This is a genomic window from Allobosea sp. ASV33 (assembly GCF_016428755.1).
In the GTDB taxonomy this organism is placed as follows: domain Bacteria; phylum Pseudomonadota; class Alphaproteobacteria; order Rhizobiales; family Beijerinckiaceae; genus Allobosea.
In genome coordinates this window covers 1-21,075 of record NZ_JAELTI010000079.1, presented here as the reverse complement: position 1 = coordinate 21,075, position 21,075 = coordinate 1, and the positions used below count along the sequence as shown (strand labels likewise).

Annotated in this window: 21 protein-coding genes; 9 read left to right on the top strand and 12 right to left on the bottom strand. The window is 67.5% G+C overall.

Annotation, left to right across the window (positions count from 1 at the left end):
• Positions 1-169 precede the first annotated feature (169 nt).
• The 6 genes from JHD80_RS19955 to JHD80_RS19930 all read left to right on the top strand — a co-directional run bounded on the left by JHD80_RS19955 (position 170) and on the right by JHD80_RS19930 (position 4,645).
• A complete protein-coding gene (locus tag JHD80_RS19955; protein WP_197064444.1) occupies positions 170-331 on the top strand; it encodes a hypothetical protein in 162 nt (53 codons plus the stop codon).
• A gap of 61 nt (positions 332-392) precedes the next feature.
• Positions 393-1,682 carry a UDP-N-acetylglucosamine 1-carboxyvinyltransferase gene (gene murA / locus JHD80_RS19950; protein WP_199091021.1) on the top strand — a complete coding sequence of 430 codons (1,290 nt, stop codon included), beginning with the start codon at positions 393-395 and terminating at the stop codon, positions 1,680-1,682.
• A 45-nt stretch (positions 1,683-1,727) separates the two neighbouring features.
• Entirely contained in the window at positions 1,728-2,174 is a 447-nt protein-coding gene (locus JHD80_RS19945; protein WP_199091019.1) for a DUF2948 family protein, read from the top strand.
• A gap of 206 nt (positions 2,175-2,380) precedes the next feature.
• On the top strand, positions 2,381-3,673 hold the full coding sequence (gene hisD, locus JHD80_RS19940; protein WP_199091017.1) for a histidinol dehydrogenase: 1,293 nt from the start codon (positions 2,381-2,383) through the stop codon (positions 3,671-3,673).
• Between the two features lie 37 nt (positions 3,674-3,710).
• Positions 3,711-4,199 carry a UPF0262 family protein gene (locus tag JHD80_RS19935; protein WP_199091015.1) on the top strand — a complete coding sequence of 163 codons (489 nt, stop codon included), beginning with the start codon at positions 3,711-3,713 and terminating at the stop codon, positions 4,197-4,199.
• 41 nt (positions 4,200-4,240) lie between these two features.
• Positions 4,241-4,645 carry an arsenate-mycothiol transferase ArsC gene (locus JHD80_RS19930; RefSeq protein WP_199091031.1) on the top strand — a complete coding sequence of 135 codons (405 nt, stop codon included), beginning with the start codon at positions 4,241-4,243 and terminating at the stop codon, positions 4,643-4,645.
• 135 nt (positions 4,646-4,780) lie between these two features.
• Here the strand turns inward: JHD80_RS19930 and JHD80_RS19925 are convergent, their stop codons facing one another.
• The 3 genes from JHD80_RS19925 to JHD80_RS19915 form a co-directional block, all read right to left on the bottom strand.
• Positions 4,781-6,514 carry a pilus assembly protein TadG-related protein gene (locus JHD80_RS19925; RefSeq protein ID WP_199091013.1) on the bottom strand — a complete coding sequence of 578 codons (1,734 nt, stop codon included), beginning with the start codon at positions 6,512-6,514 and terminating at the stop codon, positions 4,781-4,783.
• Between the two features lie 36 nt (positions 6,515-6,550).
• Positions 6,551-6,979 carry a TadE/TadG family type IV pilus assembly protein gene (locus JHD80_RS19920; RefSeq protein ID WP_199091011.1) on the bottom strand — a complete coding sequence of 143 codons (429 nt, stop codon included), beginning with the start codon at positions 6,977-6,979 and terminating at the stop codon, positions 6,551-6,553.
• 230 nt (positions 6,980-7,209) lie between these two features.
• Positions 7,210-7,374: a hypothetical protein gene (locus JHD80_RS19915; protein ID WP_199091009.1), complete on the bottom strand. Its 165-nt coding sequence runs from the start codon at positions 7,372-7,374 to the stop codon at positions 7,210-7,212.
• Positions 7,375-7,529: 155 nt separating this feature from the next.
• Between JHD80_RS19915 and JHD80_RS19910 the strand changes: the two genes are divergently transcribed.
• Positions 7,530-8,987 carry a methyl-accepting chemotaxis protein gene (locus JHD80_RS19910; RefSeq protein ID WP_199091007.1) on the top strand — a complete coding sequence of 486 codons (1,458 nt, stop codon included), beginning with the start codon at positions 7,530-7,532 and terminating at the stop codon, positions 8,985-8,987.
• A gap of 81 nt (positions 8,988-9,068) precedes the next feature.
• On the opposite strand, the gene JHD80_RS19905 is transcribed toward JHD80_RS19910, so the two are convergent.
• The 6 genes from JHD80_RS19905 to JHD80_RS19880 all read right to left on the bottom strand — a co-directional run bounded on the left by JHD80_RS19905 (position 9,069) and on the right by JHD80_RS19880 (position 16,771).
• Complete coding sequence (locus JHD80_RS19905) at positions 9,069-10,286, bottom strand: phosphopentomutase (protein WP_199091005.1); 1,218 nt, start codon at positions 10,284-10,286, stop codon at positions 9,069-9,071.
• Between the two features lie 2 nt (positions 10,287-10,288).
• Entirely contained in the window at positions 10,289-11,917 is a 1,629-nt protein-coding gene (locus JHD80_RS19900; protein ID WP_199091004.1) for an ABC transporter ATP-binding protein, read from the bottom strand.
• Entirely contained in the window at positions 11,914-13,086 is a 1,173-nt protein-coding gene (locus JHD80_RS19895; protein ID WP_199091002.1) for an ABC transporter permease, read from the bottom strand. Before JHD80_RS19895 ends, JHD80_RS19900 begins: the two co-directional genes overlap by 4 nt.
• A gap of 2 nt (positions 13,087-13,088) precedes the next feature.
• Positions 13,089-14,177 (bottom strand): microcin C ABC transporter permease YejB, encoded by a 1,089-nt coding sequence (locus tag JHD80_RS19890; RefSeq protein WP_199091000.1) that lies wholly within the window; start codon positions 14,175-14,177, stop codon positions 13,089-13,091.
• 7 nt (positions 14,178-14,184) lie between these two features.
• Positions 14,185-16,053: an extracellular solute-binding protein gene (locus JHD80_RS19885; RefSeq protein ID WP_199090998.1), complete on the bottom strand. Its 1,869-nt coding sequence runs from the start codon at positions 16,051-16,053 to the stop codon at positions 14,185-14,187.
• 178 nt (positions 16,054-16,231) lie between these two features.
• Entirely contained in the window at positions 16,232-16,771 is a 540-nt protein-coding gene (locus JHD80_RS19880; protein ID WP_199090996.1) for a c-type cytochrome, read from the bottom strand.
• A gap of 203 nt (positions 16,772-16,974) precedes the next feature.
• On the opposite strand from JHD80_RS19880, the gene JHD80_RS19875 reads away from it, so the two are divergent.
• Together JHD80_RS19875 and JHD80_RS19870 are read left to right on the top strand one after the other, a co-directional pair.
• A complete protein-coding gene (locus tag JHD80_RS19875) occupies positions 16,975-17,709 on the top strand; it encodes a 3-deoxy-manno-octulosonate cytidylyltransferase (RefSeq protein ID WP_199090994.1) in 735 nt (244 codons plus the stop codon).
• A gap of 56 nt (positions 17,710-17,765) precedes the next feature.
• A complete protein-coding gene (locus JHD80_RS19870; protein WP_199090992.1) occupies positions 17,766-18,620 on the top strand; it encodes a prephenate dehydratase in 855 nt (284 codons plus the stop codon).
• Between the two features lie 174 nt (positions 18,621-18,794).
• On the opposite strand, the gene JHD80_RS19865 is transcribed toward JHD80_RS19870, so the two are convergent.
• The 3 genes from JHD80_RS19865 to mmsB all read right to left on the bottom strand — a co-directional run.
• Positions 18,795-19,241: a PaaI family thioesterase gene (locus JHD80_RS19865; protein ID WP_199090990.1), complete on the bottom strand. Its 447-nt coding sequence runs from the start codon at positions 19,239-19,241 to the stop codon at positions 18,795-18,797.
• A 30-nt stretch (positions 19,242-19,271) separates the two neighbouring features.
• Positions 19,272-20,228, bottom strand: a complete 957-nt coding sequence (nudC, locus tag JHD80_RS19860; protein ID WP_199090988.1) for an NAD(+) diphosphatase — start codon at positions 20,226-20,228, stop codon at positions 19,272-19,274.
• Positions 20,229-20,271: 43 nt separating this feature from the next.
• A partial coding sequence (gene mmsB / locus JHD80_RS19855; protein ID WP_199090986.1) for a 3-hydroxyisobutyrate dehydrogenase occupies positions 20,272-21,075 on the bottom strand: 804 nt, incomplete at its 5' end.

Below are 21,075 nucleotides of genomic sequence, written 5' to 3'. Positions count from 1 at the left end.
TCCAGCCGAAATACACGCTGCCGGCTGGCTCGCTCCGGCACGGCGCTGGTCCATTCTGGGGCGAGGCGGGGACGACCCTCGCGGCGCTTGTCCGCCGCCGGCCCAGGGGCTAACGATACCGCCGCGAATTCGCCGCGTTCCCGCGTTCAAACACCCCAGAGCTGATGCCGTGACCCGCCAGACAGCCGAAGACGAGAAGCAGGCGCGCCTTGCCGCCGCGCTCCGCGAGAACCTGAAGCGCCGCAAGGCGCAGGCTCGCGCTCGCCGCTCGGACGAGGCGCAAGCGCGTGAGCCGGAGCCGCCCTCTCAGGCCGACACCTCCCGGACCTGAATTTCCTTAATCCCCCACGCACTGCCGGCTTTTCGCCCGGCCGGCCGAGCAGGACCCGACGATGGACAAGATCCGCATCACCGGCGGCCAGCGCCTCAATGGCGCCATTCCGATTTCCGGCGCGAAGAACGCCGCCTTGCCGCTGATGATCGCGAGCCTGCTGACTGACGAGACGCTGACGCTGACCAACGTCCCGCGTCTGTCGGACGTGACCGCGCTCTCGCGTATCCTCTCCAACCAGGGCGTCGACCGCACCGTCGCCGGCAAGCGCATCGGCCAGTCCACCGAGACGGGTCAGACCATCTCGCTGACCGCGCGCCAGATCGTCGATACCTGCGCGCCCTATGAATTGGTTTCGACCATGCGCGCGAGCTTCTGGGTGATCGCGCCGATCCTCGCCCGTATGGGCGAGGCCAAGGTCTCGCTGCCCGGCGGCTGCGCCATCGGCACGCGCCCGGTCGACCTGCTGCTCATGGCGCTGGAGAAGCTGGGCGCCGAGATCACCATCGAGAACGGCTACGCGCTGGCCCGCGCCCCCAAGGGGCTGAAGGGCGGCGAGATCGTCTTCCCGAAGGTCACGGTCGGCGGTACCCATACCGCGCTGATGGGCGCGGTGCTCGCCCAGGGCACCACCGTGATCGAGAACGCGGCCTGCGAGCCGGAGGTCACCGACCTCGCGGCCTGCCTCGTCAAGATGGGCGCCAAGATCGAGGGCGCCGGCACGCCGCGCATCGTGGTGACGGGCGTGGCGCGCCTCGGCGGTGCACATCATGCCGTGCTGCCCGACCGCATCGAGGCCGGCACCTATGCGATGGCCGTGGCGATGACCGGCGGCGACGTGATGCTGGAAGGCGCGCGGCCGGAGCTGCTGCAATCGGCGCTTGACGTGCTCACCAGGGCCGGCGTCGAGATCGACTCGACCAATGAAGGCATCCGCGTGCGCCGCAACGGCCGCGGAATCGAGGCGGTCGATGTAGATACCGATCCCTTCCCGGGCTTCCCGACGGACCTGCAGGCGCAGTTCATGGCGCTGATGACCCGGGCCAAGGGCACCTCGCGCATTCGCGAGACCATCTTCGAGAACCGCTTCATGCATGTCCAGGAGCTCGCCCGCCTCGGCGCGAAGATCCGGCTGGACGGCGATGTCGCCCATGTCGAAGGCGTCGAGAAGCTGACCGGCGCACCGGTGATGGCGACGGATCTGCGCGCCTCGGTCTCGCTGGTCATCGGCGGTCTCGCCGCCGAAGGCGACACCACGATCAACCGCGTCTACCACCTCGATCGCGGCTTCGAGGCGCTGGAAGCCAAGCTCAGCCGCTGCGGCGCGCTGGTGGAACGCATCAGCAGTTGATTCTCGGCTGTTGATTTTCTGGAGGCGGCTCGTCAGAACAAAACCATGTCAGACGATGCCGCCGATCCCCTGAAGCTCATCGCCCTCGATGCCGATGACCTCGCGATTGTCTCAGCCCATCTCCAGGATGCGGTGCTGAAGGCGGCCGACCTCGTCTACCTGCCGCGCGAGCAGCGCTTCGCGCTCGCGCTGCGCCGCTTCGACTGGGAGGGTGCCCAGCACGGCCAGCGCCGGCGCCGCCTGGCGGCACTGCATTTCGACCGCGTCCAGTCCGTGCGCAGCGCCAAGCTCGACAAGAACGACCCCGACAAGGTCCTCAACCTGCTCGCCGTCACTTTCGACCTGGGCGAAGACCCGGCCGGCGACGTGACCCTGCATTTCTCGGAGGGCGCGGCGATCCGCCTCTCGGTCGAGTGCATCGAGGCGCAGATGAAGGATCTCGGCCCGGTCTGGGAAGCGGCGGCAACGCCCGGCCATCCCGACGGCGCCTGAACCGGCCGGCGCCTCGCCGCTTTTCGGCCAGTCACCGCTTCAACCTTCGGCACCCTTCGTCTAAGAACGCGCCGTCATCCCGGACAAGCCGCAAAGCGGCGCCGATCCGGGATCCATCGAAGGCGCTGCGCTCCATGATGGATTCCGGGTCTTCGCTGCGCTACGCCCGGAATGACGACCGAGGGTTCGGATTTCCTGAGGATACCATGCCGATCAGGCTCGACGACAGGGATGCCGGCTTCGCCGCGGGCTTCGCGGCGCTGCTCTCCGCCAAGCGAGAGGTCTCCGAGGAGGTCGATCGCATCGCCGCCGATATCATCGCGGACGTCCGCGAGAAGGGCGACGCGGCGCTGATCGGCTACACCTCCCGCTTCGACGCGCTCGACCTGACGCCTGAGACCCTGCGCGTCGACGAGGCCGAGATCGACGCGGCCGTCGCCGCCTGCTCGCCCGAACTGCTAGCCGCGCTGGAGACGGCGCGCGAGCGCATCGAGACCTATCATCGCCGCCAGAAGCCGGCCGATTCCTGGGTCGAGGATGCCGCCGGCGTCGGCGCCGGCTGGCGCTGGAGCGCGATCGAGGCGGTCGGGCTCTATGTGCCCGGCGGCACCGCGAGCTACCCGTCCTCGGTGCTGATGAACGCCATTCCCGCGAAGGTCGCCGGCGTGCCGCGCATCGTCATGGTCGCGCCGACGCCGCGCGGCGAGACCAACCCGCTCGTGCTCGCGGCCGCCCGGCTCGCCGGCGTCGACGAGGTCTATCGCATCGGCGGCGCGCAGGCCGTCGCAGCGCTGGCCTACGGCACCGCCGCGATCGCGCCGGTCGCCAAGATCGTCGGTCCCGGCAATGCCTATGTCGCCGCCGCCAAGCGCCGCGTCTTCGGCCAGGTCGGCATCGACATGATCGCCGGCCCCTCCGAGGTGCTGGTCATCGCCGACCGCAGCGCCAATCCCGACTGGATCGCGGCCGACCTGCTGGCGCAGGCCGAGCATGACGTCTCCGCGCAGTCGATCCTGATGACCGACGACTCTGCGCTCGCCGCCGAGGTCGAGAAGGCCGTCGCCGCCCAGCTCGCGACGCTGCCGCGGGCGGAGATCGCCGGCAGGAGCTGGCAGGAATTCGGCGCGATCCTGCTCGTCGCCGATCTCGAAGCCGCCGTGCCGCTGGTCGACCGGCTCGCGCCCGAGCATCTCGAGATCATGACGGCCGATCCCGAGCGCCTCGCGGGGCTGATCCGCAATGCCGGCGCGATCTTCCTCGGCGGCCATACGCCGGAAGCGATCGGCGACTATGTCGGCGGCCCCAACCATGTCCTGCCGACCGCCCGCTCGGCCCGCTTCTCGTCGGGTCTCGGCGTCGGCGATTTCATGAAGCGAACCTCGCTCCTGAAATGCGGCCCCGAAGGCCTTCGCGCCCTGGCTTCCGCCGCCACGCAATTGGCCGAAGCGGAGGGCTTGCAGGCGCACGGCCGATCCGTGACGATCAGGCTGAATCTTTGAGCGTTGTCCAACGGGCGGCGCCATGGCCGGAGGAGCGATGTCCGACGTCTCGACAGCCACCAACCAGCGTCTGGTCGGCCTGACCCTCGACGAGAACTCCCTCGGCCGCGGCACGCCCGATCAGGAGCACGAGCGCGCCGTCGCGATCTACGACCTGATCGAGCGCAACAGCTTCGTCATTCCCGAGCATGACGGCGGCCCGTATCTCGCGCATCTCGCCATGGTCGAGCGGCGGCTCGTCTTCGAGATCAAGCAGGCCGACGGCGCGCCGGTGGTGACGCATCATCTCTCGCTCAGCCCGTTCCGGCGGATCATCAAGGATTACGAGCTGGTCTGCGACAGCTATTACGCGGCGATCCGGACCTCGACGCCATCCCAGATCGAGGCGATCGACATGGGCCGGCGCGGCCTGCACGACGAGGCTGCGGGCATCCTGGCGGAGCGGCTGGCTAACAAGGTCGAGGTCGATTTCGATACGGCCCGCCGTCTCTTCACGCTGATCTACGCGCTGCACTGGAAGGGCTGACGCGCTTGGAGCCCCCGCGCAAGGTCCAAAGCGTGCTCTTCATGTGCGCGATGAACGCCGTGCGTTCGCCAATGGCCGAGGCTCTCGCCAAGCATTTCTTCGGCAAGTCGATCTACGTCCAGTCGGCCGGCGCCCGGAAGGGCGATGTCGATGGCTTCGTGCAGACGGTGCTCGACGAGATCGGCATCGACCTCAGCCGGCACAAACCGAAATCCGTCGAGGAGCTCGAAGAGTGGGAAGGGCTCAATTTCGACCTGATCATCACGCTCTCGCCGGAAGCGCATCACAAGGCTCTCGACCTGACGCGGACCCACGCCGCCGAGGTGGAATACTGGCCGACCGTCGATCCCACGGTGTTCCAGGGCTCGCGCGAGCAGAAGCTAGACGCCTATCGCGATGTCCGGGACGGCCTGATCAAGCGGATCAAGCAGCGGCTGCAGAGTTAAAGTGCTCCATCGTCATGGTCGGGCTTGTCCCGGCCATCCGCGCCTTTGCCGGTAGAAGGCCGCGTTCAAGACGTGGATGCTCGCCACAAGGGCGAGCATGACGGCCGGTTCCCGGCCTTGATGTCCCGGCCACGCTCACCGCACCAGCACCGCCCCGCCGCAGCGCACGCCGGTGACCCAGCTATCGGCCTGGCCGAGCCCGATGCCGAGCGTGCCGAGCACGCCGTTGAGGACCTGGTCGAGCGGTGTCGCCGCACCGGCGATGACGCCGCTGACCAGCCCGTCCAGTCCAGGCAGACCGATGCCGAGCCCCAGGGCTTCCACCCGCAGCTCCAGATCGCCGACGAGCCGTCCCAGCAGGGTTGCGACGAAATTCTGGGTCGAGGTGGTCTTCTTGTCGCCGCGCTGAACCTCCGGATAGCTGAAGCTGACCGTAGCCTCCGAAAGATTGGTCATCGTCACATGGGCACGGCCGCTGACCTTGGCGAGCCCGGCGACGTTGAGAAGCGTCGCGGCGGGCGGATTCGGCGCCCGGCTGAAATTGTTGAACTCCGCCATCGAGACCTGCCCGATCCAGGCGTCGACCAGGGCCGGCGTCACGCCGAGCGTGACCCGCGAGGTCGAGACGTCGCCCGGACTGCACTGGATACCGGTGAGGCGTGCCGTCGCGGCGGCGAGTTCGAGATAGAGCGGCAACCGGACCAGCGAGGCCGCGCCTGAGCCGACGAGATCGACCGTCAGCAGGAGCCGCGTCTGCGCGGTATGGACGCTGGCCCCGGCCCGGCCGACCCGGACCATGCTGGTGCCGACGGGCCGCTCGCCGATGCCGAGTTTGAGCGAGGCGGCCGCTATGCCCGGCAGGTTGAGCGCGAGGCCGACATCGATCTGCCGGTTGCCATTGGCGATCTGCGCGACCGCAGAGACGATGTCGAGCGCCGTCAACGAGGCCGCGAGCGGCTTTGGCCCGGAGAGCGGCTTGTCGCCGGCCGGTCCGAAGGAGATGAGCGAGGCCAGATTGACCGGCAGGTTGCTCGCCGACGCGGCGGCGATCCGGCCCAGCGCCGCCGTAGCGGTGCTGTTGCGCGTATCGTGGTCGCGGGAGGCGTCGACGACGGCGGCCAGCACGTCGCCGAGGCGGACATTCGCCTTCAGCACGTCGTCATAGGTCGCCGCCGTCAGGTTGAGACGGGTGGCCAGGCGCTTGGAGAAGTCGAACAGATCGACCCGCGCCTTGATCAGGGCGTCGTAATCCATGACGGAGAGCGACACGCCGCCGCCGAGCAGCCCGCCAAGCAGGCTGTTGAGCAGCCCGCCATCGAGCTTGAGCAGGCGCGAGCCGACGGCGAAGGAAGCCTGGGCATCCTGGAAGGCGATGGCGCTGGAGCCGATCGGCACGTCGCCGCCGCTGAGGCTCGCCACGGTCGTGCCGCCCGCGGGGGGCGGGGCCGTGCCCGGCGTTTGCGAGGTGGTGGACGCGGAGGCCAGGACCCGCCCGAGCAGGAGCGGCGTCGTGGTTCGCATGTCGATCCTGACGGCGTTTGCGACGGTGGGCGAGCTCGGGACGAAACGCGCCTCCGGCGCCTTCTGCGGGTCCGGCGTATACATGCCGGTCTGCAGAGCCTGGATCGTGCTGCCGGTAAAGCCGTTCTGGCCGGCGCTGGCCTGGGCCGCGGCCTGCGCCCGGGGCAGGTCGCTCGCAGCCGCCAGCGCGGCCAGATCGTTGGCGGTTTGCAGCTTGCGCTTCTCGTAGAAGAAATTGCCGACATCGACCGCCATCGCGCCGAAGCCGATCAGCACCGTCGCGGAGACCGCGAAGAGGATGGCGGCGCCACCCTTCTGGTTCCGGGTGAAGTCCTTGAGCCTGAGCATGGATGCCCTCCTGGCTTCGAGTTCGCGAAAATGTGCTCAGTATCCGCCGCGCTGGACGATCGCCCGGCGCTCAATCATGGGCTGTGGCAGCGAGACCATGCGGCTGAGGCTGTCATAGATCGAACCGCTCATGTCGTAGGCGACGGCGACCTCGAAGCTCTGCAACTGCGGGCCTGTCTGGCCGGTGCGGACCCGGACCTTCGTCGGGTCGATGAAGGCGTAGGAGCCGGCATGCGCGGTGATGAAGTCGCGCGCGATCTGGGAACGCTCGGTGTCGCTCAAGCCCGAGACGGACGAGCGTGCCGCCTCTGCCGCGATCTGCTGGATGCTGTGGTAGATGCCGAAGACGTAGCCGTATCCCATGATGCCGACGAGCAGCAGCAGCAGGACGGGCGCGACGAAGGCGAACTCGATGGCGCTCGTCGCGCGCTGGTTTCGGGAGAACCGGGACAGGGCAGGCAGCATGGCCATTCCTCAGGAAGTAGATACAACTAAAAGTTGTAAATCTCGCTCCTTGACGAAAGGTAAATGCGTTCCGGGACCGGCAGTTAACGTTCGGCAAGGGTGTATGGCTTAAGTAAAATTTTACATGGCTGCGCTTGCTTGGCCGGCACGCCGCGGCCGCCCCGAGGGATCTCCCGTCAATGCCTTCGATATCTCCAGCGGACCCTTGCCCGGCTTGCGCGGAGCGCCTGTCACGCGGGGGGCGCCTGTTCGTTGGGCTGTTTTGCCTGCTGGTCAGCTTCGGCGCTCTTGCCAGCCTGCCGCGCGCGATCGATGGCACCGTGCCGGTCGCGATCGTTTTCCCGCCCTGGATCGACGGCACGGAGGCCGTCGCGCGGAGCTTTGCAGCCGGCCATCGCGTCCTCCGCAGCGGCCGCTTGGCCGCGATCGTCGTGGTGGCGCCGACACCGCAGGGGCCTGCGCCGTCATTGCCGGAAGGCGCGTGGTTCTCCCTTGTCCTGGCCGGTCTTGCCGGGTGTCTCGACATCCCCGGTCGAACGGAAGCTCTGTCATGATCTGGTCCCTGTCGGCAGTGCGCCACCGGGTCACGCAGGCCCTGCTCGCGCTCGGACTGCTCCATGTGCCGCTATTGGCCCTGGCCTTCTGGGCCCATGGTGCGTCGGGCACCGTTCCGGTGGCGTTGGCGGCGCTGACCGTCCTTCTCGCCATTGCGAGTTATCGCCTCGCCGGCCCGGCCATCGTGACGCGGCTCATCATCGCCGCCATGCTGATCGGGCAGGTCTCGATCCTGGTGTTCAGCTTCGCCGGCCATCCCTGGCAGCCGGACATCCACATGTACTATTTCGCGGTGCTGGCACTGCTCGCCGGCTTCTGCGACTGGCGGCCGATCCTGATGGGCGCGGTGCTGACGGCGGCGCATCATCTCGTGCTTCAATATGCCTTGCCGGCCGCCGTCTTCTACCAGGGCGGCAACCTGTGGCGCGTGATGCTCCATGCGGTGATCGTCATCATCGAGACGGCTTTCCTCGCGGTCTTTGCGGTCGTGCTGCAGCGCATGTTCGCCGTGAACGAGCAGAACCTGGCGCGGGCGCAGGAAGTGGCCGAGCGCGAACGCATCGCCGGTGACAAGGAGCGCAATCTCGCCGAGGAACTGGGGCGGCGCGCCGAGATGCTGCGCGATGTCGTGGCCGGCTTCCGCGCCCAGATGGAGCAGGCCATGGCCGTGCTCGACCATTCTGCCGCGGCGATGAAGACTGAAGCCGGCGCGCTGACCGACACGTCAGACCATGTCCGGCGCCAGACGGCGATGGTCTCCGATTCAGCCGCCGGCACCATGGACAGCATCGATCATCTCTCGGCCGCGAGCACCGAGCTCGTCGCCTCCATCGGCGAGATCGGCCGCAATGCCGGTCAATCGGCCGATGGTTCCAAGGTCGCCGCAGACCTCGCCCGCCGCGCCAGCGCCGAGATCGAGCATCTCGCCCAGAGTAGCGAGAATGTCGGCGCCGTCGTCGAGATCATCCGCGGCATCGCCGCCCAGACCAGCATGCTCGCGCTCAACGCCACGATCGAGGCCGCGCGTGCCGGCGAGATGGGGCGCGGCTTCGCGGTCGTCGCCAGCGAGGTCAAGACGCTCTCGGCCCAGACCGCCAAGGCGACCGACGAGGTCTCGCAGCAGATCGGCACGATGCAGCAGGCCTCGCAGCGCTCGCTCAAGGCGATCCGGGACATCGTCGAGGCGATCGGCGATGTCGAGAGCGTCGCCAATGCGATTGCGCTCTCCGTCGACGAGCAGAGCCGCGCCACGGCGGAGATCGCCCATCAGGTCCGCTTGTCCTTCGAGGGCGCGCAGCGCAGCGCCGATGTCGCCGGGGGCTTCGAGGTCATGACCCGCCAGACCCATGGCGCCGCCCAGCAGTTGCAGAGCGCCGCCAGCGCGCTCGCGCAGCAGGCGCAGGACATCCGCCACGAGGTCGCGAGCTTCTGCGGCCGGGTGGCTGCGGCCTAGAGCATTTTGGCGCGAAGCGGATACCGGGGCGCGTGAAGACCCCAAGGTCCGCGTCAGCGACTATGCGTTAGAGCCAAAAGCCTACCAGGGGCGACCGGGACCGACCGGCCCGATGCCGAGGAAGGTTCCGAGACTCGCCGCGATATCGGCGAAGCTGCCGCGGCGCCCGAGCGGTTCGGCGCCGATGCCGGGACCGAAGGCGAGGATCGGCACATGCTCGCGGGTATGGTCGGTGCCGGGCCAGCTCGGATCGTTGCCGTGATCCGCCGTGACGACGGCGATGTCGCCCGGTCGCAGCGCCGCTTCGATATGCGGCAGGCGGCGGTCGAAGGCTTCCAGCGCCGCCGCATAGCCGGGAATGTCGCGCCGGTGGCCGAATTCGGTGTCGAAATCGACGAGATTGACGAAGCAGAACCCGCCATCGGGCAAGCCGTCCCAGGCTTCCAGCGCCGCATCGAGCATCGCCGCATTGCCGAAAGGCTTGATCTCGGTGCCGGTGGCACGATGGGCGAAGATGTCGCCGATCTTGCCGACGGTGACGACCGTGCGTCCTTGTGCCGTCAACCGGTCGAGGATCGTCTCGTCCGGCGGCGGGATCGCGAAATCCTTGCGGTTGCCGGTGCGGGTGAAACCTTCCTCCGGCGATCCCAGGAAGGGCCGCGCGATGACGCGCCCGATCCGCAGGGGATCGACGAGGCCGCGCGTGACCTTGCAGAGGGTGTAGAGCCGGTCGAGCCCGAAATGCTCCTCATGCGCCGCGATTTGCAGCACGGAATCGACCGAGGTGTAGCAGATCGGCTTGCCCGTCCGGATATGCTCCGGCCCGAGCTCGTCGATGACGGCGGTGCCCGAGGCATGCTTGTTGCCGAGGATTCCGGGCAGGGCGCCTTGCGCGACGATCCCGGTGACAAGCTCCGCGGGGAACGAATTCTCCAGGTCGGTGAAATAGCCCCACTGGAACGGCACTGGGCAGCCGGCGATCTCCCAATGGCCGGATGGCGTGTCCTTGCCCTGGCTGACCTCGACGCCATAGCCCCAGCGCCCCTCGGGCTTCGCTGGCTTTGCGACCCCGGCCAGCGGCCGGCCGGTCGAGGCCTCGCAGGCATGGGCGAGGCCGAGCCGCACGAGGTTCGGGAGCTGAAGCAGCCCGCTGCGCAGGCCCTCGCGATCGCCACGTCCATCCGCGCAGGCTTCCGCGATATGGCCGAGCGTGTCGGAGCCGGCATTGCCATAGGCGGCCGCATCGGCCGCCCCACCGCAGCCGACCGAATCCAGCACGATCAGGAGCGCGCGCGCCATGCTCAGTCCCTCACCGCGGCAGCGCTGGGCGTGTCGAGGTTGAGCGCCGCCGCCAGCAGCGCCTGGGTATAGGCCTCGCGCGGCGATGCGAAGATCGCCTCCGCCGGACCTTCCTCGACCACCTTGCCGTTCTGCATCACCACCACCCGATGCGACAGCGCCCTGACCACCTTGAGGTCATGGCTGATGAAGAGATAGCCCAGCTTACGCTTGCTTTGCAGGCCGCGCAGCAATTCGACGATCTGCGCCTGCACGGACATGTCGAGCGCCGAGGTCGGCTCGTCCAGCACCACGAATTTGGGATCGAGCGCCATGGCGCGCGCGATCGCGATGCGCTGGCGCTGGCCGCCGGAAAACTCGTGCGGATAGCGATCCATTGCCGCGGGATCGAGCCCGACATCAATGAGCGCCTGCGCCACGATCTCGCGGCGCTGCTGATAGGTCAGGTTCGGCTGCTGGATCGCGAGCCCCTCGGCCACGATCTCGGCCACCGACATGCGCGGCGAGAGCGAGCCATAAGGGTCCTGGAAGACCACCTGCAGATCCCGGCGCTTCGGCCTGACCTGCTTGCTGGAGAGCCCATCGATCCGGTCGCCGAGGAAGACGATCGGCCCTTCCGACGCGATCAGCCGGAGGATGGCGAGGCCCAGCGTCGTCTTGCCCGAGCCGGACTCGCCGACGACGCCGAGCGTCTCACCCTCGCGAACCTTGACCGAGATGCCGTCCACCGCCTTCACATAGCCGCTGACACGGCGCAGCAGGCCGGACTTGATCGGGAACCAGACCTTGACCGGCCCGGCCTCCAGCAGCGTCGCGGCATCGGCCGGGACGGGGGCAGGGCGCCCCTTCGGCTCGGCTGCGAGCAGGCGCTTGGTATAATCGTGCTGCGGGTTGGCGAAGATCTCGGCAACGGGCCCGTGCTCGACGATTCTGCCCTTCAGCATCACGCAGACCCGGTCGGCGATGCGCCGGACGATGCCGAGGTCGTGGGTGATGAAAAGCATGGCCATGCCGAGCCGGCCCTGAAGCTCCTTGAGGAGCTTCAGGATCTGCGCCTGCACGGTGACGTCGAGCGCGGTCGTCGGCTCGTCGGCGACCAGTAGTTCCGGCTCGTTGGCGAGCGCCATCGCGATCATCACGCGCTGGCGCTGTCCGCCCGAGAGCTGGTGCGGATAGGCATCGAGCCGGCTCGCGGCATCGCGGATGCCGACAAGGTCGAGCAGTTCCAGCGTGCGGGCGCGCGCCTTCTCGCCGCGCAGGCCCTTGTGCAGCTCGAGGATCTCGCCGATCTGCCGCTCGATCGTATGGAGCGGGTTGAGCGAGGTCATCGGCTCCTGGAACACCATGGTGATGTCGTTGCCGCGCACCTTGCGCATCGCGTCCTCGTCGGCGGCGATCAGGTCCTGCCCGTTGAACAGGATCTTGCCGGAGGGATGATGCGCCGCCGGGTAGTTGAGCAGCTTCAGGATCGAGAGCGCCGAGACCGACTTGCCCGAGCCGGACTCGCCGACCAGCGCCAATGTCTCGCCCTTGGCGATCGAGAAGGAGACATGGTCGACCGCGAGCGTGTCCCGCCCGCCCTGGCGGAAGGCGACGGAGAGGTCTTCGACGGAGAGGAGGGGGGCGCTCATGCGAAGGTCTTCCGCGGGTCGAAGGCGTCGCGCACGGCCTCGCCGATGAAGATCAGCAGCGATAGCATCAGCGCGATCACGATGAAGCCGGAGAGGCCGAGCCAGGGCGCCTGGAGATTGGCCTTGCCCTGCGCCAGCAATTCGCCGAGCGACGGCGAGCCCGGCGGCAGGCCAAAGCCGAGGAAGTCGAGCGAGGTCAGCGTGGTGATCGAGCCGTTCAGGATGAAGGGCAGGAAGGTCAGCGTCGCCACCATCGCGTTCGGCAGCAGGTGGCGCCACATGATCGTGCGATTGGAGAGGCCGAGCGCACGCGCCGCCCGGACATATTCGAAATTGCGCGCGCGCAGGAACTCGGCGCGCACGACCCCGACCAGTGCGACCCAGGAGAACAGCAGCAGGATGCCGAGCAGCACGAAGAAGCCGGGCGTGATGATCGCGGCGACGATGATTAGCAGGTAGAGCGCCGGGATCGAGGTCCAGATCTCGATCAGGCGCTGGAAGATCAGGTCGGTCCAGCCCCCGAAATAGCCCTGGATCGCGCCGGCCGCGATGCCGATCACCGAGGAGAAGGCGCAGAGGATCAGCCCGAACAGCACGGAGATGCGAAAGCCGTAGATCAGGCGCGCGACCACGTCGCGGCCCTGGTCGTCGGTGCCGAGCCAGTTCCATTCGAGATCGCGGCAGGTCGTGCCACCCGTGCGCTCGGCGATCGGTTTGCACTGCTCGTCTTTGAGCAGCCAGGTCGGTGGGGCCGGGGCCGGCACCGGCAGGTCGAGATTATGCGTGCGGTAGGAGTAACGGACCGGCGGCCAGATCGCGAAGCCGTTGGCCGCGATCTCCTTGGCGATGACCGGGTCGCGATAATCGGTGGTGGCGAGGAAGCCGCCGAACTTCTCTTCCGGATAGTTCACCGCGACGGGGAACAGCCACTCGTCCTTGTAGCGCACGACCAACGGCCGGTCGTTGGCAATGAACTCCGCAAACAGGGACAGCACGAAGAGCGCGAGGAAGAGCCACAGCGACCACCAGCCGCGCTTGTTGGCCTTGAAGTTGTTGAGCCTGCGCCGGTTGATCGGCGAGAGCTTGAGCCAGCCCTGCTTGGCCTCGGCCGGCGCGAGCGGGATATCGCTGCGCAGGGCCGGCGGGGGAGCATCGATCAGCGTGTCCATGCTCACGCCTCCCGGCTCTCGAAATCGATGCGGGGATCGACCCAGCTATAGGTCAGGTCGGTGATCAGGTGCACGACGAGGCCGATCAGCGAGAAGATGAAGAGATTGGCGAAGACGACCGGATAGTCGCGGTTGACGATCGCTTCGAAGGAGAGGAGGCCGAGCCCGTCGAGCGAGAAGATCGTCTCGATCAGCAGCGATCCCGCGAAGAGCGCATGCACGAAGGCGCCCGGGAAGCCGGCGATGACGATCAGCATCGCATTGCGGAAGACATGGCTGTAGAGCACGCGCCGCTCGCTGAGGCCCTTCATCCGGGCGGTCAGGACGTATTGCTTCCTGATCTCGTCGAGGAAGGAATTCTTGGTCAAAAGCGTCGAGGTCGCGAAGGCGCCGAGCGCCATCGCCAGCACCGGCAGGGCGATATGCCAGAGATAGTCCTTGGCCTTGCCGAACAGGCTGAGCTCCGCCCAGTTGTCGGAGGTCAGGCCTCGAAGCGGGAAGATCTGCCAGAACGAGCCGCCGGCGAAGAGCACGATCAGCAGGATCGCGAACAGGAAGCTCGGGATGGCGTAGCCGACGATGACGACCGCGCTCGTCCAGGTGTCGAAGCGCGAGCCCTCCTTCATCGCCTTGCGGATGCCGAGCGGGATCGAGATCGCATAGGAGATCAGCGTCATCCACAGGCCGAGCGTGATCGAGACCGGCAGCTTCTCCTTGATCAGCTGCAGCACCGGTGCATCACGGAAATAGGAGCGGCCGAAATCGAAGCGGGCATAGTCGCCGAGCATCTTCAGGAAGCGCTCATGCGCCGGCTTGTCGAAGCCGAACTGCTTTTCCAGCTCCTTGATGAAGGCGGGGTCCAGTCCCTGCGCGCCGCGATAGGCCGATCCGTCGCCCTGCGCCCCGGCATCACCACCCTGGCCGCCGCCGACGCGATCGGCCGCTCCGCCGCTATTGGGGTTCTGGAGCTGCGAGATCACGCGCTCGACCGGCCCGCCCGGCGCGAACTGCACGATGACGAAGGACACGAGCAGGATGCCGAACAGGGTCGGCACCATCAGCGCGAGGCGCCGGGCGATATAGCTCAGCATGCCCGGGTCACGCCTTTCCGATCCGCTTGGCCTTCTCGGCGTCGTACCACCAGATGCCCGGCGCGCCCGACGAGTATTTCGGCTTGGTCGCCGGCCGGTCGTACATGTCCCAATAGGCCAGCCATTCCTCGTCGTTCCACCACATCGGAATCCAGTAGCGCCCGGCCCGCAGCAGGCGGTCGAGGCATTTCGCGGCAATGACGCAATCGGCATAGGTCTTGGCCTGGCCGATCGTCTCGATCATTGCGTCGATGGCGGGGTGGCTGATGCCGCCGACATTGCGCGAGCCCTTGGTCTTTGCGGCTTCCGAGCCATAGACGATGCTGAGCGTGTCGCTGGGGATCGAGCCGCCCGAGAGCGCCCGGCTGATGATGTCGAAATCGAACTCGTCGAGGCGGCGCTGATACTGCGCGGGATCGACGAGGCGCGAGGTGGCATTGATGCCGAGCCGCTTCAGATTGGCCTGGAAGGGCTGGGTATGCGGCTGCAGGGCGGGGCTTGAATCGAGGAACTCGATCTCGAAGGGCTGTCCGTTCGGCAGCTTCATCACATTGCCGTCGCGCTTGCAGCCGGCGGCGCGCAGCATTTCGTCGGCCTTGCGCAGGAGGGTGCGGTCGCTGCCGGAGCCGTCCGAGACCGGCGGCAGGAAGGGCTCGCCGAAGACCTCGTCCGGCACCTTGCCGCGCCAGGGCTCCAGCAGCTTGAGCTCTTCGGGGGAGGGCTTGCCGACCGCCTTCGAATCCGCGTTCTCGAAATAGGAGGTCATGCGCTCGAACGAACCGAACATGATGTTCTTGCGCGTCCACTCGAAATCGAAGGCGAGGCCCAGCGCCTCGCGGATGCGTGGATCGGCGAATTTCTCGCGCCTTGTATTGTAGACCCAGCCCTGCGAGCCGACCGGCTCGGTCTTCGGCAAGGTCTCCTTCTTGACCTTGCCTTCATGCACGGCCGGGAAATCGTAGCCCGTCGCCCAGATGCGCGAGGTGAATTCCTCCTGGAAGGTGATGGCGCCGCCCTTGAAGGCCTCGAACGCCACCTGCCGGTCGCGGAAATACTCCCAGCGCACCCGGTCGAAATTATTGGTGCCGATATTCACCGGCAGGTCCTTGGCCCAGTAATCCGGCACGCGCTCGAACTCGATGAAGCGCCCCTGCTCGAGACGCCCGACCTTGTAGGCGCCGGAGCCGAGCGGGGCCTCCAGCGTCGAGGCGGTGAAATCGCGCGTCGACCAATACTTCTCCGAAAACACCGGCAGGCCGGCGACGACGAGGTGCAGGTCGCGCCCGCGCTTCGGCGAGAACTTCGCCACGAAGATGTCGTCGCCTTCCGCTTCCGCCGAGACGAGCTCGTTGAGCAGCAGGCGGTAGGACGGATGCCCCTTCGCCTTCAGGATGTTCATCGAGAAGGCGACGTCCCGGGCCGTGACGCGTGAGCCGTCATGGAACCTGGCTTCGGGCCGCAAGCGGAAGCGATAGGTCAGCTTGTCCGCGGAGACCGCGACGCTCTTCGCCAGCAACCCGTAAACCGATCCAGGCTCGTCGCCGGAGCCGGCCATCAGGCTGTCGAAGCAGGCATCCATGCCCGCGGCGCCATCGCCCTGGAGGACGAAGGTGTTGAGCGTGTTGAAGGTGTCGAAGCTCTGGTTGCCGCCACCGCGCTTGATCTGGACGGTGAGCAGGCCGCCCTTCGGCGCCTTGGGGTTCACATAGGCGAAATGCGGAAAATCCGGCGGCAGGGCGAGCTCGCCGAAAGTCGAGAGCCCATGCGATTCGGCATCCTGCGCCAGCGCCGCCTGGGGAAGCTGGGGCAGGGCGCCCGCGACGGTCGCGGCTCCTGCGGCTTCCAGCAATCTGCGGCGTGTGATGCGCATCGCCATCGTTTCGCGTCTCCGTCTGATTCGCCGTTGTTCTATCTCGCCTGCGCGCAGCGCCACGGCAATGGCTGGCGGGAGGCGGATTGTGCGGGCAGGCGCGGGGCGTGAGCAAGGCATGGAAACGAAAAAGCCGGGCAAGGCCCGGCTTCGTGATCGCTGATCGGTCGTCTGGCCTTTTGCCTCAGGGCTTCGGCAGCGGCTTCGGCGCGTCGGCCAGCGAGTTCAGATAGGCCACGACATCGGCGCGGGTCTCGGGCTTGGCGATACCGGCGAACGCCATGATCGTGCCGGGCACATAGGCCTTCGGGCTCTTCAGGAAGTGGTCGAGCGCGTCGGCGTCCCAGGACTTGTCGTTGCGGCCCTTCATCGCGGCCGAGTAGCCGAAGCCAGCGACCGATCCTTCCGGGCGGCCATAGACGTCGTAGAGATGCGGGCCGACCTTGTTGGCGCCGCCCTTGTCGAAGGTGTGGCAGGCCTTGCAGGCGGCGGTGGCTTTCTCGCCCTTGGCGACGTCGGCCTTGGCGAGGCGCACCGCGATGGGCTCTTCAGCCACGGCAGCGGCCGCTCCGCCTGCCGCGGCCGGCTCCTCGCTCGGCAGGTCGAAGCCCGGCACGGCAGGCTTCTTCGGCGCGAAGACGATGCCGGCCGTCATGTTGAGGCCCATCACGACGAGCAGCGTGGACAGAACCGCGCCGGCAATCTTGTTGGCTTCGATATTCATCGTGTCCGAACCCTGGGTGCCCTCCGCGGCCGAGGCCCGGGAGACGAGATAGCGCTTGGCCGGAGTCTTGAAAGGCTCCAGCTTCCGCCGTTGCTTAACCGCTTTGCGCGCTTCATTGCAACTCGTATAAGCACGCACCGTTTGAGACTTTTTGCCGCCACCGGCTTTCACCGGCGGCGGCCCAGCCGAGCACGCTTCAGAAAATGGCCCGTCCGCTGATCCTGATCCCCGCCCGCATGCAGGCGACGCGCCTGCCCGGCAAGCCGCTCGCCGATATCCATGGCGCGCCGATGATCGTCCATGTCTGGCGCCGCGCGGTCGAATCCGGCGCCGGAGACGTCGCCGTTGCGACCGATGCGCCGGAAATCGCCGCCGCGATCGAGGCCGCCGGCGGCAAGGCGGTGATGACCAGCGCCGGCCATCAGACCGGTTCTGACCGCATCAAGGAAGCTGCCGACATCCTCGACCCCGACAGGCACTACGACATCATCGTCAATGTGCAGGGCGATTTTCCGACCCTGGCGCCCTCCGCCATCGCCGCAGCGGTGAAGCCGCTCGCCGATCCCGCTGTGGATATCGCGACGCTGGCCGGCGTGATCGACGACGAGGAGGAGAAGACGGCGCCGAGCGTCGTGAAGCTCATCGGCAGCGAGATCGCGCCGGGCCACATGCGCGCGCTCTATTTCACCCGCGCCACGGCGCCTTACGGCGAGGGGCCGCTCTATCACCATGTCGGCCTCTACGCCTATCGCCGCGCCGCGCTCGATCGTTTCGTCAGCCTGCCGCAATCGCCGCTGGAACTGCGCGAGAAGCTGGAGCAATTGCGCGCGTTGGAAGATGGCATGCGCATCGACGTCATGGTCATCGATCATGTGCCGCGCGGCGTCGACACGCCTCCCGATCTCGATCGCGCCCGCGCGGTCCTGAAAGCGCGCTGAGGCCCGACCGGCCAAGCCGCGTTACAATAAGAAGCTGAGGAGCCTGAAGTCGTCCCATGTCCTTCGTCGTGTCTTATCAGGGTGAACCCGGAGCCTTCTCGTCGCAGGCAGCCCTCCAGGTGTTTCCGGACTGCGAGCTTCTGCCCTGCGCCACCTTCGAGGACGCGCTTTCGGCCGTCAGCGACGGCAAGGCCCGCTACGGCATGATCCCGATCGACAACTCGATCGCCGGCCGCGTCGCCGATATCCATCATCTGCTGCCGCGCTCGGGCCTGCACATCATCGGCGAGCATTTCCTGCCGATCCGCTTCCACCTGATGGCGGCGAAGGGCGCGACGCTGGCGACGATCCAGACCGTGCAGAGCCACATCCATGCGCTCGGCCAGTGCCGGAAGATCATCCGCAAGCTCGGCCTCAAGGCCGAGGTCGCCGCCGATACCGCAGGCTCCGCCCGCCAGGTCGCCGAGGCCAACGACCCGACGCGCGCGGCTATCGCCCCGCGCATCGCCGCGGAGGTCTACGGCCTCGACATCCTGATGGAGGATATCGAGGACGAGAAGCACAACACCACGCGCTTCGTCGTGCTCTCGAAATATCCGGAATATGCCCGCCAGGGCGGGGCCAGGACCGTCACGACGCTGATGTTCCGCGTTCGCAACATCCCGGCCGCGCTCTACAAGGCGATGGGCGGCTTCGCCACCAACGGCATCAACATGACCAAGCTGGAAAGCTACATGGTCGACGGCCATTTCTCGGCGACGATGTTCTATGCCGATGTCGAGGGCCATCCCGACGACCCGGCGCTGCGGCGCGCGCTCGACGAGCTCTCCTACTTCTCGAAGGAGATGAAGATCATGGGCGTCTATCCCGCCAGCGAGTTCCGCTCGACCATCGAGGAAGCCGGGGAGTAAGCCGCGAGCCGGGCCTGTTTGCCGATCGAACCGCCATCGTCATCTCGGGCTTGACCCGGGATCCATCGTAAGGCTCCGGAGCCCTTCGATGGATCCCGGATCGGCGCTGCTACGCAGCTTGTCCGGGATGACGGTGCGGTTCCGTCGATGGCATGAGTGCCGTGGACAGGGGCGTCAGTCGTTGACGCCTTCCCGCCCTTCGATCGCCATCAGGGTCGCGGTCAGCAGGGCGACGAGCTTCTCTTGGCCGCTGGCCTCGGCGAAGACCTTGGCCTGGGCGAGCGTCAGAGTGCGGCCGGCCTTCACGACTTCGCCACGCGCGATGATCCGATCGCCCGCGGCAGGCGCGACGAGGTTGATCTTGAACTCCGTCGTCAGCACGCCCCGGCCGGGCGGCATCAGGCTCAAGGCCGCATAGCCCGCAGCAGAATCGGCGATGGCGCTGACGGCGCCGGCATGGACGAAGCCGTGCTGCTGCGAAACGGCCGGGCCCGGTATCAGGATGATCTCGACCTTGCCCGGTGCGACGGCACCCAGGCTGGCACCCAGCGTCGCCATCAGGCCCTGCTTGGCGAAGCTCGCTGCGATGCGTTCCGCAGCGGCATGTTGCTCGGAGGTCATGTCCGGCTCTCCAGCGAAGGCTCTGGCGGGTTAGATCCGCTCCCCTTCGAGCGCCCACGCCCGCACCAGCGTGTTGGCGATCGCGATATGCTGCGGGCAGGCCAGGCCGTCGGGATGCTTGCCTTCCAGCATCTGCAGCACCTCTTCGCGCGGGAACCAGCGGCCTTCCTCAAGCTCGGTCATGTCGAGCGTGATTTCGTCGCCGAGCGCCTCGGCGATGCAGCCCATCATGATCGAGGAGGGGAAAGGCCAGGGCTGCGAGGCGAGATAGCGCACGGCACCGACCCTGAGGCCGGCCTCTTCCCAGCTCTCGCGCCTGACCGCATCCTCGAGCGTCTCGCCCGGCTCGACGAAGCCTGCGATGCAGGAATACATGCCCGGCGCAAACCGGGCCTGGCGCGCGAGCAGACAGGAATCGCCGCGCGTCACCAGCATGATGACGACCGGATCGGTGCGCGGGAAGTGCAGCGCGCCGCAATTCGTGCATTCGCGCCGCCAGCCAGAAGCGCCGGCGACCGTCTTGCCGCCGCACTGGGCGCAGAAACGGTGGCGGGCATGCCAGTCGAGCACTGCCTTGGCCTCGCCGAGCGGCCCAACCTCGTCCTCGGGCACGAGGCGCTTCAGCGCGACCGAGCGCAGGTCGGTGACGAACAGCTCGGCTCGCTCCTTCAGCGCTTCGGCGAAAGCCTTGTCGAGCAGGCGGGCGAAGCGCGGGGTTCCGTCCTCCCCCATGCCCATGAAGATCTCTTCGGCGGCGGGGCCGAGCATCTCGGTCTCGCCATGGCTGAACCAGACCGTGAGCGCCTCGCGGTCGAGGCGCTTCAGGATCGGCGTCTCGCCGGCGACCACCGCGATCCGCGTATCCGAGCGGTGGCGGAGTGCCGTCACCGCATCGAGCTTGTTGCGCAGGTCTTCGCGCCGGTCGAGTCGGTTGATCGCGAAGCCGGTGAGGGAGGAGCGTTCGCGGCGAGGCAGGGCGTCGTTCATGCTTCGGGTCTAAACCCGCTCAGCCCTGCCGCGCAAGCGCGTCTCACGCCTCCCCGCGCCCGCGCAAGAGGTGGATGATGCCGGAGAAATCCGTGCCACCCTCGCCCCAGGCATTGTGCAGCCCGAAGAGCTGCGCCGCCGCCGCGCCGAGCGGGGTCGAGGCGCCCGCCGCTTGGGCCGCTTCCTGCGCCAGCTTCAGGTCCTTCAGCATCAGCGCCGAGGCGAAGCCGGGCTTGTACTCGTTATTGGCGGGCGAGGTCGGCACCGGGCCGGGCACCGGGCAATAGGTCGTCAGCGACCAGCATTGGCCGGACGAGGTCGAGGCGACGTCGAACAGCGCCTGGTGCGACAGGCCGAGCTTCTCGCCGAGCACGAAGGCCTCGGACACGCCGATCATCGAGATGCCCAAGATCATGTTGTTGCAGATCTTGGCGGCCTGGCCGTTGCCGGCGCCCCCGCAATGCACGATCTTGCGGCCCATCTTGGCGAGGATCGGCTCGCCCTTGCCGAAGGCTTCTTCCGTACCGCCGACCATGAAGGTCAGCGTCGCGCCCTTCGCGCCGCCGGTGCCGCCGGAGACGGGAGCATCGAGCGAGAGGCAGCCGCGCTCGGCCGCCAGCGCATGGGCCTTGCGGGCGCTTTCGACATCGATGGTCGAGGAATCGATCAGCAGCGTGCCGGGCTTCACCGCCGGCAGGATATCGGCCCAGACCGCGAGGACATGCTTGCCGGCGGGCAGCATCGTGACGACGACCTCCGCATCCGCGACGGCTTCCTTGGCCGAGCCGGCGATACCGACGCCCATCTCGGCCGCAGCGTCCTTCGACGCCTGCACGAGGTCGAAAGC